Annotated in this window: 9 protein-coding genes; 6 read left to right on the top strand and 3 right to left on the bottom strand. The window is 36.1% G+C overall.

The window, feature by feature from the left end; genetic code table 11:
- The first annotated feature begins 3 nt into the window (after positions 1 to 3).
- The 4 genes from lepB to BU038_RS01655 all read left to right on the top strand — a co-directional run bounded on the left by lepB (position 4) and on the right by BU038_RS01655 (position 8,907).
- On the top strand, positions 4 to 570 hold the full coding sequence (lepB, locus tag BU038_RS01670; protein ID WP_107604523.1) for a signal peptidase I: 567 nt from the start codon (positions 4 to 6) through the stop codon (positions 568 to 570).
- Between the two features lie 137 nt (positions 571 to 707).
- Positions 708 to 4,178 (top strand): helicase-exonuclease AddAB subunit AddB, encoded by a 3,471-nt coding sequence (addB, locus tag BU038_RS01665; protein ID WP_107604522.1) that lies wholly within the window; start codon positions 708 to 710, stop codon positions 4,176 to 4,178.
- Complete coding sequence (gene addA, locus BU038_RS01660) at positions 4,175 to 7,834, top strand: helicase-exonuclease AddAB subunit AddA (protein ID WP_107604521.1); 3,660 nt, start codon at positions 4,175 to 4,177, stop codon at positions 7,832 to 7,834. Before addB ends, addA begins: the two co-directional genes overlap by 4 nt.
- Positions 7,835 to 7,995: 161 nt before the next feature.
- Entirely contained in the window at positions 7,996 to 8,907 is a 912-nt protein-coding gene (locus tag BU038_RS01655) for a fumarylacetoacetate hydrolase family protein (protein ID WP_107604520.1), read from the top strand.
- A gap of 174 nt (positions 8,908 to 9,081) precedes the next feature.
- Here the strand turns inward: BU038_RS01655 and BU038_RS01650 are convergent, their stop codons facing one another.
- From BU038_RS01650 to BU038_RS01640, 3 genes are all read right to left on the bottom strand, one after another.
- Positions 9,082 to 9,477, bottom strand: coding sequence for a YisL family protein (locus BU038_RS01650; RefSeq protein ID WP_107604519.1), 396 nt, complete (start codon positions 9,475 to 9,477; stop codon positions 9,082 to 9,084).
- Positions 9,478 to 9,611: 134 nt separating this feature from the next.
- Positions 9,612 to 10,934 (bottom strand): CoA-disulfide reductase, encoded by a 1,323-nt coding sequence (locus BU038_RS01645; RefSeq protein WP_107604518.1) that lies wholly within the window; start codon positions 10,932 to 10,934, stop codon positions 9,612 to 9,614.
- Positions 10,935 to 11,040: 106 nt separating this feature from the next.
- Positions 11,041 to 11,886, bottom strand: a complete 846-nt coding sequence (locus BU038_RS01640; RefSeq protein WP_107604517.1) for a Cof-type HAD-IIB family hydrolase — start codon at positions 11,884 to 11,886, stop codon at positions 11,041 to 11,043.
- A gap of 226 nt (positions 11,887 to 12,112) precedes the next feature.
- On the opposite strand from BU038_RS01640, the gene BU038_RS01635 reads away from it, so the two are divergent.
- Positions 12,113 to 12,421, top strand: coding sequence for a metal-sulfur cluster assembly factor (locus BU038_RS01635; protein ID WP_002481879.1), 309 nt, complete (start codon positions 12,113 to 12,115; stop codon positions 12,419 to 12,421).
- 300 nt (positions 12,422 to 12,721) lie between these two features.
- A complete protein-coding gene (locus BU038_RS01630) occupies positions 12,722 to 14,575 on the top strand; it encodes an acyltransferase family protein (RefSeq protein WP_107604516.1) in 1,854 nt (617 codons plus the stop codon).
- Positions 14,576 to 14,656 lie beyond the last annotated feature (81 nt).

The raw sequence follows: 14,656 nt of genomic DNA, 5'->3' as shown, positions 1-14,656 counted from the left end.
ACAGTGAAAAAAGAATTAAAAGAGTGGATTATAGCCATAGCTATAGCGCTGGTGTTAATCTTATTGATTTATAATTTTGTTGCTAAATCTTATACTGTACGCGGAGATTCTATGTTTCCGACGTTAAAAGATGGTGAAAAAGTAATCGTCAATGTGATCGGCTTTAAAATGGGCGGTCTTGATAAAGGTAATGTGATTGTCTTCCATGCAGATAAAAAAAGCGACTATGTGAAACGTGTCATCGGAACACCTGGTGACAGCGTAGAATATAAACATGACGTATTATATGTAAATGGTAAAAAAGTGAAAGAACCGTACTTAGATTATAATGAAAAACATAAGAGTTATGATGAAATCACAGGTACGCTTCAAGTTAAAAACTTGCCAAACTCAGATGGCACAAACAAAATTCCAAAAGGTAAATTATTAGTCCTTGGGGATAACCGTGAAGTGAGTAAAGATAGCCGTTCATTCGGTTTAATTAAAGAAGATCAAGTTGTCGGTAAAGTCAGCTTACGTTACTGGCCTTTAACGAAATTCAAAGTGAACTTCAATCCAGCAGAAAACTAAATGTTAAGATAGATATGACGAAAAGAGTTGATACTTTCATTCAAAAATAAGTATCAACTCTTTTCATATTTATAAGGGAAGAAGCACGAAACTATGAGAACATATGTGCTACAATAAATGACAAAGAGGTGAGAAAGGTGACTGAATTTAACGCATATATCGGTCGCGCTGGAACTGGAAAGTCCCATGCGATGTTAGACGAAATCAAACAAAAAATGAAACAAGATCCTTTAGGTGATCCGATTATTATTATTGCGCCGACACAAAGTACTTTCCAAATTGAACAAGACTTTGTGAAAGACCCAGAGTTAAATGGGAGTTTACGTGCTGAAGTCCTTCACTTTGAGCGACTCAGTCACAGAATCTTTCAAGAAATCGGGGGTCTGACAGAAGATTACGTTTCAAAAGGTGCCATGGAAATGATGGTCTTTGATATTTTACAAGACCAACGTAAATCATTAAATTTATACCAATCACAAGTTAAATATTATGGTTTCAGTTCAAAATTGACAGAACAAATTCAAGACTTTAAAAAGTATGCGGTCACACCTGACCAATTAGATTTATTTATTGCTGAAAATCAACTCCAACCAAGAACACAAGATAAGCTGCATGATATTGCGTTAGTTTATCATCATTTAGAAGAACGCTTAAAAGGCAACTTTGTTTCATCAGAAGATACACTTTATAAGTTTGTAGAATGTATGGAAAATTCAGAGTGGTTAAAACGCGCTGAGATATACATAGATGGTTTCCATAACTTCTCAACACTAGAGTATTTAATTATTGAAACATTAGTAAAATATGCGAAGTCTGTGAATGTCTTACTGACAACTGATGGTAATAAAGATCCGTTTAGTTTATTTAGAAAGACCTCATCTGTATTAACGCATTTAGAAGAGATTGCGGACCAATTAAACATTAAATTGAATCAACGACAATTTACGACACAACACCGTTTTGACAACTCAGATTTGAATCAATTAGAAACACAGTTTGATGCGCTTCAAGTCATTCCGCAACCCAACAACGGACACGTTAATATTTTAGAAGCTTCTAATGTACGTGAAGAAGTGAATGCGATTGCGCGAGACATCATTCGTAAAGCACGTGAAGAAAATATCCGCTTCCAAGACGTCGCTATTCTCTATCGTGACGAAGCCTACGCGCATTTAATGGAAAGTGTTATGCCTGAATACGACATTCCATTTAATATTGATACAAAACAATCTATGACACATCATCCAGTGATGGAAATGTTACGTTCATTAATTGAAGTCATCGAAACAAAATGGAGTTTTGAACCGTTGATGCGCTTATTCAAAACACAAGTGCTGACACGTAAATACGAAGATAGTCGTTATCTTACGGACATCTTAGAAAACTTTGTCTTAGAAAGAGGCATTTACGGTAAACGTTGGATAGATGACAACTACTTCAAAATCGAACAATTTAATCAAATGGGCTTAAAACGTCAACCGATGACAGAAGAAACGGAAGAAGTGTATCGTCGTGTCATTGACTTAAAAGACTTTGTGATGCATCACATTTTAAAATTTGAACAAGCTTTAAGTGAAGCGAATACCGCAGTTGAATTTGCGGCTGCTTTCTATAAAGTATGTGAAGCCTTCAATTTACCAAGTCAATTAATGACAGAGCGTGATGAATTAGATTTAGCAGGCAAACATCAACAAGCTGAAGAACTAGACCAAGTTTGGAATGGTTTGATTCAAACACTGGATGATCTTGCGACAGTCTTCGGTGATACCGAGATGTCACAAAAACGTTTCTTAGAATTATTTGATGTCGGTTTAGAACAATTAGAATTTGTGATGATTCCACAAACTTTAGACCAAGTGTCTATCGGTACGATGGACTTAGCGAAAGTGGATAATAAAACGCATGTTTATATCGTCGGTATGAATGACGGTATTATGCCGCAAGCGATTTCTAATTCAAGTTTAATCAGTGATGAAGAGAAAAAATATTTCCAAGAAGAAACGCAATTAGAACTGAGTCCGACAGCTGATGTCTTACAAATGGATGAAGCCTTTGTATGTTATATTGCGATGACACGTGCGAAAACTTATGTCACATTTTCATATAGCTTAATGGGCTTAAATAATGATGAAAAAGAAGCAAGTCCATTTATTCAAAGTATCAAAGATTTATATACGGATTTAGAGGTACAAAACGTTGCCTTTACTGCACAACAAAATCCATTGACATTAATGGAACATCCGCATCAAACAAAAATCAATTTATTTGAAGCACTTCAAAGTTGGCTGCATCATGAATTAACTGCTGAATCATGGTTGGATGCGTATCAAGCAATGCTAAATCACGATAAGCTGAAACAAGGCTTGAACTATCTGACATCTGCGTTGACGTATGACAATAAAACCGTACAACTGAGTGAAACACAAACAAAAGATTTATATGGTTCAACGATTAATGCCAGTGTATCGCGCTTTGAAGGTTACCAAAATTGCCCGTTCAAGCACTATGCATCTCATGGTTTACGTTTAAATGAACGTACGAAATATAAGTTGGAAAACTTTGATTTAGGCGATATCTTCCATGCGGTTTTAAAATATATTGCGGATAAAGTTCAAGGTGATTTCAAAAATCTGACGAATCAACAGATACGTAAACTGACAACAGAAGCGTTAGAACAGATTTTACCGACAGTGCAATATAATTTATTAAATTCTACAGCGCATTATCGTTATATGTCTCAACGCATCGGTGCCATTGTTCAATCCACATTGACTGCGTTGAAATACCAAGGCAGCTTCTCTAAATTCAGACCCCAAGCGTTTGAAAAATCATTTAGAAGAAAGCCGAAAAATGCAGATCAGCTTCAAGCCGAAGCACTATATACAACACAAGGCATTCCGATTAATATTCGTGGTCAGATCGACCGAATCGACACGTATACAAACCAAGACCGCAGCTTTGTGAATATTATCGACTACAAATCATCAGAAGGCAGTTCAGAATTAGACTTGACCAAAGTGTATTATGGACTTCAAATGCAAATGATGACTTATATGGATGTTGTGCTTCAAAATAAAGAGAGACTCAATCTAGCAGCACAAACAGAGCCGGGCGGCTTACTTTACTTCCATGTTCATGAACCAAGAGTTAAGTTTTCAAATTGGGCAGATATTGATGAGGAAAAACGTCAAAAAGAATTATTGAAATCCTTTAGATTAAGTGGTTTAGTCAATAATGATCCAGATGTGATTGAAGCGGAAGATTCACGCTTAGAACCGCAATTCACTTCTGATATTGTACCGTTGAACATGCTGAAGAGCGGCGCATTAGGTAAAGGCAATCCTGTCGCAGATACGGATACGATTTATAAATTTATTGAACATAATAAGCAGAACTTTACACAAATTGCGTCTGATATTATGGATGGTCATACTGAAGTAGCACCGATGAAATATGATCAGAAACTACCATGTCGTTTTTGTAATTATCGTTCTGTATGTCATGTGGACGGCATGATTGACAGTAAACGTTATCGTACAGTAGATGAAACGATTAATCCAATCGAGTTATTAAAACAAACATCAGAAGAAGAGGAGGATGACGCATGATACCAGAAAAACCGAATGATGTGATTTGGACAGATGGCCAATGGAAAAGTATTTATGCCAAAGGTCAAGATACTTTAGTAGCAGCTGCAGCGGGTTCTGGTAAAACGGCTGTACTGGTTGAAAGAATTATTCAACGTATATTGCGTGATGAAATTGATGTCGACCGCCTGCTTGTTGTGACGTTTACGAACTTAAGTGCACGTGAGATGAAGCACAGAGTCGAGCAACGTATCCAACAAGCATCGTTAGAAGATTCAAGCAATACACACTTAAAAAACCAACGTGTCAAAATTCATCAAGCACAAATTTCTACGTTGCATAGTTTTTGTTTGAAACTCATTCAACAGCATTATGATGTCTTAGAAATTGACCCGAATTTCAGAACCAGCAGTGAAGCTGAAAACATCTTACTCTTAGAACAGACCATTGATGAAGTGTTAGAGGATTATTATGATGCGTTAGATCCAGCCTTTATTGATTTAACAGAACATTTATCATCAGACAGAAGTGATGATAAGTTCAGAAAAATCATTAAGAACTTGTATTATTTCTCAGTCGCGAATCCGCAACCGATGGCATGGTTATCTTCACTAGTAGAGCCTTATGATAATACAGAGACACAAGAGGAATACTTAGCATTATTAACTAACATTGCGAAAGTCTATATGCATACCGCACTTGAAAACTTAAATAAGAGTTACGACTTATATCATGAATTCGCCGGTGTCGAAAAGCATTTAGAAGTGGTTGAAAGTGAGCGTGCTTTCTTAGCACGTGCTATGGAAGGTGATGTTTTAAATACTGAATTAATCAGTGAACATCAATTGCCAAAACGTTTTCCAAGTATTACTAAGAAGCTTAAAGAAGCGAATGAGGGCTTTGAAGAAGGACTGAAACTTGCGAAATCTTATTATGACGATTATAAAGCAGCCGTTGAGAAAGTGAAAAAAGATTATTTCTCACGTTCAGCTGAAGATTTAAAAGCAGATATGCAGACTTTGGCACCTAGAGTAGCCGTATTAGCGCAGATTACACAAGATGTGATTGAACAATTCAGTGTGAAAAAGCGCAGTCGTAATATACTGGACTTCTCTGACTATGAACACTTTGCGTTACAAATCTTGATGGATGAAGCAGGGAATCCTACTGAAATTGCCCGTCATTACCGTGACCGCTTCGACGAAATCTTAGTCGATGAATATCAAGATACAAACCGAGTCCAAGAACAGATTTTAAGCTGTTTAAAACGCGGTGATGAAACAAACGGCAACCTCTTTATGGTAGGTGACGTGAAACAATCGATTTATAAGTTCAGACAAGCGGATCCTAGTTTGTTTATTGAAAAATACAATCGATTTAATATAGACGGTAGTTCAGGTATGCGTATCGATTTATCACAAAACTTCCGTTCTAGACCCGAAGTGCTTTCAACGACTAACTATTTATTCAAACATATGATGGATGAGGCAGTAGGTGAAATTGTTTATGATGAAGCCGCGCAATTGTATTTCGGGGCACCATTTGATGATAGACCGCATCCATTACATTTAAATGTTTTAGTAGAGGAAGCAGAGTCGGAACTGACAGGTGATGAACAAGAAGCGGAATATATTGTGAATCAAGTTGAAACCATTTTAAATGAACATGAAGTTTATGATATTAAAAACAAGACTTATCGCAAACCGACGTATAAAGATATTGTAATTTTAGAACGTGGGTATAGTCGTTCTCGTGCCTTACAGCAAGTGTTTAAAGACCGAGATATACCGTTTCATGTAAATAGTAAGGAAGGATACTTCGAACAAACCGAAGTCAGACTGGTCTTGTCTTTCTTAAGAACAGTAGATAATCCGCTTCAAGACATCTACTTAGTCGGTCTGATGCGCTCTGTCATTTATCAATTTACAGAAGATGAGCTCGCAAGTATTCGTATTGTCAGCCCGAATGATGATTATTTCTATCAATCGATTCAACATTATATGCAGAGTGAAGAAGCGGATGCAGGCTTAGTTCAAAAACTTCAAGACTTTTTAGATGATTTAGCGTTTTATCAAGCGTTCAGTTTAAAACATCCGGTCTATCAATTGATTGACCGCTTCTACAACAACCGCTTTGTGATTCAATATTTCAGTGGTTTGATCGGTGGTAAAGGTCGACGTGCAAACCTTTATGGTTTATTCAACAAAGCCGTAGAGTTTGAGAAATCCAGCTTCAGAGGGCTCTTCCAATTCATTCGATTTATCGATGAATTAATCGAAAGAGGTCAAGATTTCGGTGAAGAGAATGTTGTTGGTCCAAATGATGATGTAGTGCGCATGATGACCATTCACTCAAGTAAAGGTTTAGAGTTCCCGTTTGTGATTTATTCTGGTTTGAGTAAACAGTTTAATAAGCAAGATTTAAGTCAGCCAGTCATTTTAAATCAGAAATACGGGTTAGGCTTAACTTACTTTGATACTGAACTAGATATTACGTTCCCATCACTTGCTTCTGTGACGCTTAAAGCCATTAATGAAAATGAAATTATTTCTGAAGAAATGCGTTTGATGTATGTGGCATTAACCAGAGCCAAAGAACAATTATTCTTAATTGGACGCGTGAAGAGTGAGCAAGCATTAGATAAAATGGTCGGGACATCAATCGCTGGGGATAAGTTGCCTGTCAGCTATCGTTTAAGTGCGAAAACGCCATTTGAATTGATTTATCCTATTTATGCGAAATATCAATCTCACAGCATTACTAATGATTTGAAATTCGAACAGGACATTGAAGATTTAGCATTACCACTTCAACCTAAAGTAGAAATACAGATTGATGATTATAGTGATATCAAACCTGATGAAGCAGAAGATAATAAAGAAGAATATCGTACAGTATCTGACATTATTCATTATCAATCTGGTCAACCAGAAGTTGAACGTCAAATTGAACGTCAATTAGCGTTTGAATATCCGTATCAAAAAGACATGGTTAAACCGACAAAACAATCTGTATCTGAGTTGAAACGTCAACTAGAAACAGAAGAAAGCGGCACGAGTTATGAACGTGTCCGTCAATATCGTTTAGGTGCGTCGACTTATGAGCGTCCGCAATTTTTACGTCAGCATCAAAAGCGTAAAGCCAATGAAATCGGGACATTGATGCATACAGTAATGCAGCATTTACCATTTAAACCTGAACGTATGACTGAAGATGAACTAGATCAATATATTGATCGTCTGATTGAGAAAAATATTATTGAAGATGATGCGAAACAAGATATTCGTATGAAACAAGTCATGGACTTTATTAATAGTGAGCTTTATATGAAGATTGCGCAAAGTGATCAAATTATGCGTGAAGTGCCCTTTGTGGTCAACCAAAGTAAAGTCGATCATGACATGGATCAAAATGAGGATGTTTCTATTATCCAAGGGATGATTGACTTGATTTATCGACAAGATGGGCAGTATTACTTTGTGGACTATAAAACAGATGCCTTTAACCAACGTAAAAGTGAGACAGATGAAGAAGTTGGTGAAAGGTTAAAGGCGCGTTATAAAGTGCAGATGTACTACTATCAAGCAGCACTTGAGACCATTTTAAAGACGAAAGTCAAAGGTTCACTTTATTTCTTCCAATATGGTGAATTAAGATTAGATGATCCATCGCATTAATTCCAAATGGACAGGGTAGAGATAATTAAGAGGATTAAACGTTTAGTTTGTATTTTCATATTATCACTCCCTATATTTGGAAGTGTTTATTAAATATTTGTTATTTTTCTGAAAATACAGTTATAATGTAAATTAAGATTGAGATGAGGAGCTGATATTGAATGAAATTTTTATCATTCAAATATAATGATGAAACATCGTATGGTGTGAAAGTAAAACGTGAAGAAGCAGCTTGGGATTTAAGAAAAGTTTTCGCAGATTTTGGTGAAGGCGACTTCCATCCTAAGACATTATTAGAAGGTTTAGAACAAAACCATACATTAGATTTCCAAGAACAAGTGCGTAAAGCAGTTGTCGCAGCGATAGATAGTCCAAATTCTGAAGACTATAAAGTACAATTTGCGGATTTAGAATTCTTACCGCCTGTGACACCGCCAAACAATGTGATCGCATTTGGACGTAACTATAAAGAACATGCGGATGAATTGAATCATAGTGTAGAACGCTTATACGTGTTCACAAAAGCAGCATCATCTTTAACAGGTGATGAAGCGACAATCCCTAATCACAAAGATATTACAGATACACTCGATTATGAAGGTGAATTAGGAGTTGTTATCGGTAAATCAGGTGAAAAAATTCCTAAAGGTTTAGCATTAGACTATGTTTACGGTTATACAATCATCAACGATATCACAGACCGTACAGCACAACGCCAACAAGACCAAGCCTTTTTATCTAAAAGCTTAACTGGCGGTTGCCCAATGGGTCCTTATATCGTTACTAAAGATGAATTACCGACACCTGAAGACGTAAATATCGTCACAAAAGTAAATAATGAAATTCGTCAAGATGGCAATACAAGCCAAATGATTCTTAAAATTGATGAATTAATCGCAGAAATCTCTAAATATGTCGCACTACATCCTGGTGATATCATTGCGACAGGTACACCATCAGGTGTTGGGGCAGGTATGAATCCACCTCAATATTTACAACCTGGTGATGAAGTTAAAGTTACAATTGATAATATCGGTACTTTAACTAACTTTATTGCTAAAGAAGAAGAGTAATAAATGATTTAAAAGCTTTTAATTAAGCATATAATTGTAATAAAGCCCGAGTTGAAATGATGATGTTTCAACTCGGGTCTTTTCGTATATAAAAAAGAATAATTAATTTTCACTTAAAGTTAAAATGCAATAAAAAAAGCTCATCACACAGTGTGACGAGCTTTGATTATCTTATTAATTACCAATGCCGAATAGGCTTGAAATTGGTCCTTCTGGTAAGATAATACCTAATGCCATTGTGATAATGATTAGGATAATCGTACCCCAGAATAAACCTGTGTGTGAAACTGAACGTTCTTTGCGGATTAATGTCACTTCCATTAAAGCGACAACTGCGATACCACAAATCATTTTTAATGTGAGTAACATATGTGCACTACCTGTTGCAGTAGCGAACTCTACAACAACTTGCCACACACCACTGAATAAAATCAGTACTAAGAACAAACGTAATGCCATGTGCAACGGTTTGTAAGCTTTCTTAGGTGCACCGGGTGATTTAAAACTGAAATAAGCTGCGATAAATAAAATAATCCCGATGACCCAGCTGAAAATGTGTAAATGTAACATGTAATTTCCCCATTTCTTCAATATTCCGTATCTATGATAACATATAACCTTAGCTTAATTATAATGATTATAATTATTTTGAAATTATTTTTGAATACTTGATGGTTTTATGGTTTTTATCTAAATAATATATATTATTTAGATTGTGCTTTATAACCCACCATATTGATAATATCTTTGGGTGAACTGTAAGGTGGGGCATAAGCAGGTTCAAATTCAGTTAATTCATCAATCGTCATATTGTTTTGCATGGCCATTGATAGAACATCAATACGTTTATCTGCGCCTGCTTTACCGACTGCGGCAGCACGTAAAATACGGCGCGTATCTTTGTCGAAATACACACGTAAATGAACACGTTCTGCGCCAGGGAAGTAGCTGGCATGGTTGTATTGTTCATTTTCAGTCATATCGTAGTTAAAGTGCTCCAGTTCATTTGGTGAGATGCCGACACTTGTTAAAGTGTAATCAAAGAATTTCACCGCGTTTGCACCTAGGAAACCTTTAAATGGTGGTGCGCTGTCTAAAGCGATGTGTTGCGCTACAATGCTGGCAGCACGATGTGCACCCCAAGCTAATGGTACGCGTGTCGGTAAGTCAACATGACGATAATAGTAAGAAGCAATATCGCCGATGGCATAAATATCACTAAAATTAGTTTGGAAGTATTTATTGACAGGAACATAACCATCGTCATCTAATTGGATGTCAGTATCTTTAAATGATTCATTGTTCGGTACAATACCTAGTCCTTCAATGATCATATCGAAGTCTTCTTGTTTCCCTGATTTGAAGTGGACTGTTTTGCCATTGACGTCTTTAATTTCTTCGTTAAGACGATAGTCAATTTGGCGTTCATCCATTGCATCAAAGATGACTTGGTTCATATCTTGGTCCATGAACTTATTCACTTTATCTGAACGATGAATCAATACGGTTTCTAAACCATGATGATGTAGATTTTCTAACACTTCTAATGAAATGTAACCAGCACCGACAATCAATACCTTTTTAACGTTGTTTTGTTTAATGTAGTTCTCAATGGCATCTGTGTCTTCTAAGTTACGTAATGTGAATGCCATGTCTGTATCAAGATCAAGAGAATTAGCACGACAACCTGGGCTTAAAATTAATTTGTCGTAAGCATCTGTAAATGTTTCGCCGGTCTCTCTATTTTTGACTGTCACTTCTTTTTTAGAAGGGTCAACATGTGTGACTTCATGATAGACATGTGCATCGATGTCTTTTTGGTCTTTCAAGGCTTGAGGTGTGTAATTGAGCAATTGAGAACGATCTGGAATAATGCCGCCTAAATAATAAGGCAAACCACAGTTCGCAAATGTTACATCGCGGTCTTTCTCGTACACTGTTATCTTATACTCTGAATTTAATCGACGTAATTGGCTTGCGACTGTTGCGCCGCCAGCGACACCGCCGACAATAATAATATGCGTCATGAATTTACCTCCATTGTTGTGTTATATAAAAAAACAAGGTTCATACAAAGTGTCATAATAGATTGTCTTTAAAACACTTGCAAACCTTGAATTGATAAGATTTATATTAACAAGAATGCACATTTGCGCTTTCTTGATAAGGAATATTTAAACTGAAAAAGTCATTTAAATAGCGACCGATACCGTCTTGGTTGTTAGAATGCGTCGTTTCTTTTGCAATGTGTTTAAGTTCTTCTAAGCCATTGTCCATGGCTACACCGTGTTTGGCATATTTAATCATTTCGGTATCGTTATCTTCATCTCCAAAGGCAATAATGTGATTACGGTCGACACCAAGTACGTCTTTCACACTATCTATACCTCTTGCTTTACTTATACCCCGTTTAACAATCTCTATAACTGGAAACGGTGCGCCCCAGCGGCGATGTTCGATACTTTCTGCGAAGAAACGTGACAGCATTTGTTTTACTCTTGGAATCATGTGTTCTTCTGCTTCAATTAAAATAGAAGTGGGTGATTCATTTAATTGGCTGACAATATCTCCAGTTTCGATTTTAGGATTACCCATAGAGAAACCTTCGAATAAGTGTTCATCGTACGTATCGATAAAGACATGGTCTTTCACTTCAGCAATAATATTTTTAACATGCATATTACGTAGCGCTTCAATAATGCTTGAAGCTAAATCCGGATCCAACGTTTCGTGTGTGACTGGGAAGTCTGCATCTGTAGGATTATGCACATAGGCACCATTGAAATTGACAATCGGAGTATCTAAACCCAATTGGTCATAATAAGGGCGGCTCGCTCTGAAAGGTCTGCCTGTCGCAATCATGATATGGTGACCTTGTTCTTTTAATGTTTGTAAAACTTTGAATGTATAAGGTGAAATTTCTTTTTCGTCATTTAATAATGTTCCGTCTAAATCTAAACAAATTAAATAAGGTTCCATAATAAAATCTCCTTGTGCTTAAGTTGATAATTAAATCTGAATGCGTGTACACGCATAAAATGGATGATTGAGTAGTTAAACGACTCAATCTTCTTATATGAAACATTGTCTATAAATAGGCTGATTCATTTTTCGTGAATGTATTCCTATAATAGCATTTTATTGGAGTTTTGTCGGATATTTGATATATTGATAATAACCATAATTGCATAAAGAGGTGAAAAAAATGGATGAAGCATTAAAAGATAATATCTTAGGTGCATTAGAGAACGTAATTGACCCTGAGCTCGGCATTGATATCGTCAACTTAGGTTTAGTATATAAAGTCAATCTCGAAGACGATGGTTTATGTAAAGTAGAGATGACATTAACATCAATGGGTTGTCCTTTAGGACCGCAAATTATTGAACAAATCAAAATGGCGCTTGCAGAAATTCCAGAAATTCAAGATACTGAAGTGAATGTTGTTTGGAATCCGCCATGGAATAAAGATATGATGTCACGCTACGCGAAAATCGCTTTAGGCGTGAGCTAAGAGATATCATGCCAATGATATAAGAAGAGAAACGACTTATCTGTTTAAAGCTTATGAAAAATAGCTGAAGACGGTAAGTCGTTTTTTTGTTCTAATTGTACTTGTTCACAAAATTGTTACAAATGAGTTGTGCGACTCATGCTAAATAAAAGATTTATTCAAATTACTATAAAATATCTTGATATTGCAAGATTATTACATTAATATTACAATTGGTAATTATGACACTCACGTGTTCTGTCATATACATAGAGCACAATGAACCACGCAAAATCTTAAATCAGAAAGAAAGGTATATGCATGACTAATTTGAAACGCAGTTCAACTCAGAACAGTGCATCACCTGTAAAACCTAAAAAAATGAACTATATGCCTGGTTTAGATGGATTAAGAGCAATCGCGGTGCTCGGTATTCTTATCTATCATTTAAATAAACAATGGCTATCAGGCGGATTTCTTGGTGTAGATACGTTCTTTGTTATTTCTGGATATTTAATCACAAGTCTTTTATTAATAGAACATCATCAAACAGGAACGATCAGTTTAAAACGCTTCTGGTATAGACGTGTTAAACGTTTAATTCCAGCCATGTTGTTTGTGGTCAGTGTAACTACGATATTTACGTTGTTATTCCAAAGAGATGAAATACTTCGTGTTAAACAAGATGCGATTGCGGCAATTTTTTACGTCTCTAACTGGTGGTATATTGCTAAAGACGTCAATTATTTCGACCAATTTTCATTTGAACCTTTGAAACATTTATGGTCTCTTGCGATTGAAGAACAATTCTATTTATTCTTTCCTTTAGTTCTGATTTTATTACTGGCTAAAGTTAAGAAACATAAACAAATTGTATTGATATTTTGGATTATCTCATTAGCTTCATTATTAGCAATGGTCTTAATAACACATCCCGGCATGAATTTTTCTCGTGTGTACTTCGGTACAGATACACGTTTACAAACGTTATTACTCGGTGTGATTCTCGCATTCTTATGGCCGCCGAACCGTTTGAGAAAAGACCCGCCGCTAGCGGTACGTATGTCAGTTGATTTAATGGGAGTAATCTCATTAGCGATTTTAATGACTTTATTTGTAGTAGTAGAAGACCAAAGTTATTGGATTTACAATGGTGGTTTCTACTTGATTTCAGGGATTACACTCTTCTTAATTGCGAGTGTTGTGCATCCAAGCGGATTATTAGCACGCTTTATGGGAAATCCATTATTTGTATATATTGGACAACGCTCATATAGTTTATATTTATGGCATTTCCCAATTATCGTCTTATTGCACCGCTACTTTGTAGCTGGGCAAATTCCAGTGTGGGTGTATGTCGTAGATGTAGTTTTAACGTTCATTATGGCCGAAGTGTCTTATCGTTATGTTGAGACACCATTTAGAAAGCAAGGCTTCAAAATGTTGTCATTTAGAACGAAATCAAAACGTATTTGGGTTCATTGGCTGGCATTATTAGTCATTGCGATTCCATTTGCGGTGATTTTAGCCGGTGTCTTTGATCATTATGGTAAAGATAAAACAGCGGATAAAGCCACTCAATTCAATACAAATGCGATTGATAAATATGTGGTACGTCCTGTTCCATATGGCAAAATTGACTTCTTAGGCAATGGCGGCGGTAAGCAGCCAGAAGAACAAGTTGAAGTTTACAATAAAGTGAAACCTTTATTAATCGGTGACTCTGTCATGGTAGATATCGGTGAACGCTTTAAAGAACAAGTACCGCATTCAGTCATAGATGGTAAAGTTGGACGTAATATGTATCAAGCGAAACCATTAATTGAACAAAATTACAGTCACTATAATAAAAAAGGTGACCAAGTCATTATTGAATTAGGTACCAACGGTGACTTCAATAAAGAACAATTAGATGATGTTATTGCTTCATTTGGTAAAGCTGACATCTATTTAGTCAATACACGTGTACCACGTTCTTATGAAGGACACGTGAATCAATTGATGAAAGAAGCGGCTAAAGAACATAAAAACGTTAAACTCGTCGATTGGTATAAACGTTCAGCAGGACATCCTGAGTACTTTGCATATGATGGTATTCATTTAGAGTATCCAGGTGTTAAAGCATTATCTGATGAAATCATTAAAACAATGGGGCTCAGTAAAAAAGATAAATAAATAGAATAAATCACAAGAACTGGAATCAGAAAATGAACACTGATTTCAGTTCTTTTCTTATATTTAAGGTAAGTTTTGTTA

Origin of the sequence: Staphylococcus simulans (assembly GCF_003043455.1) — a bacterium.
In the GTDB taxonomy this organism is placed as follows: domain Bacteria; phylum Bacillota; class Bacilli; order Staphylococcales; family Staphylococcaceae; genus Staphylococcus; species Staphylococcus simulans_A.
This window is presented reverse-complemented; position numbering and strand designations above follow the sequence as displayed.

Coding starts and splice junctions, on each gene's coding strand:
- BU038_RS01655 (WP_107604520.1), top strand. CDS start 7,996: ATGAAATTTTTATCATTCAAATATAATGATGAAACATCGTATGGTGTG.
- BU038_RS01635 (WP_002481879.1), top strand. CDS start 12,113: ATGGATGAAGCATTAAAAGATAATATCTTAGGTGCATTAGAGAACGTA.
- BU038_RS01630 (WP_107604516.1), top strand. CDS start 12,722: ATGACTAATTTGAAACGCAGTTCAACTCAGAACAGTGCATCACCTGTA.
- BU038_RS01650 (WP_107604519.1), bottom strand. CDS start 9,477: ATGTTACATTTACACATTTTCAGCTGGGTCATCGGGATTATTTTATTT.
- BU038_RS01640 (WP_107604517.1), bottom strand. CDS start 11,886: ATGGAACCTTATTTAATTTGTTTAGATTTAGACGGAACATTATTAAAT.
- BU038_RS01645 (WP_107604518.1), bottom strand. CDS start 10,934: ATGACGCATATTATTATTGTCGGCGGTGTCGCTGGCGGCGCAACAGTC.
- addA (WP_107604521.1), top strand. CDS start 4,175: ATGATACCAGAAAAACCGAATGATGTGATTTGGACAGATGGCCAATGG.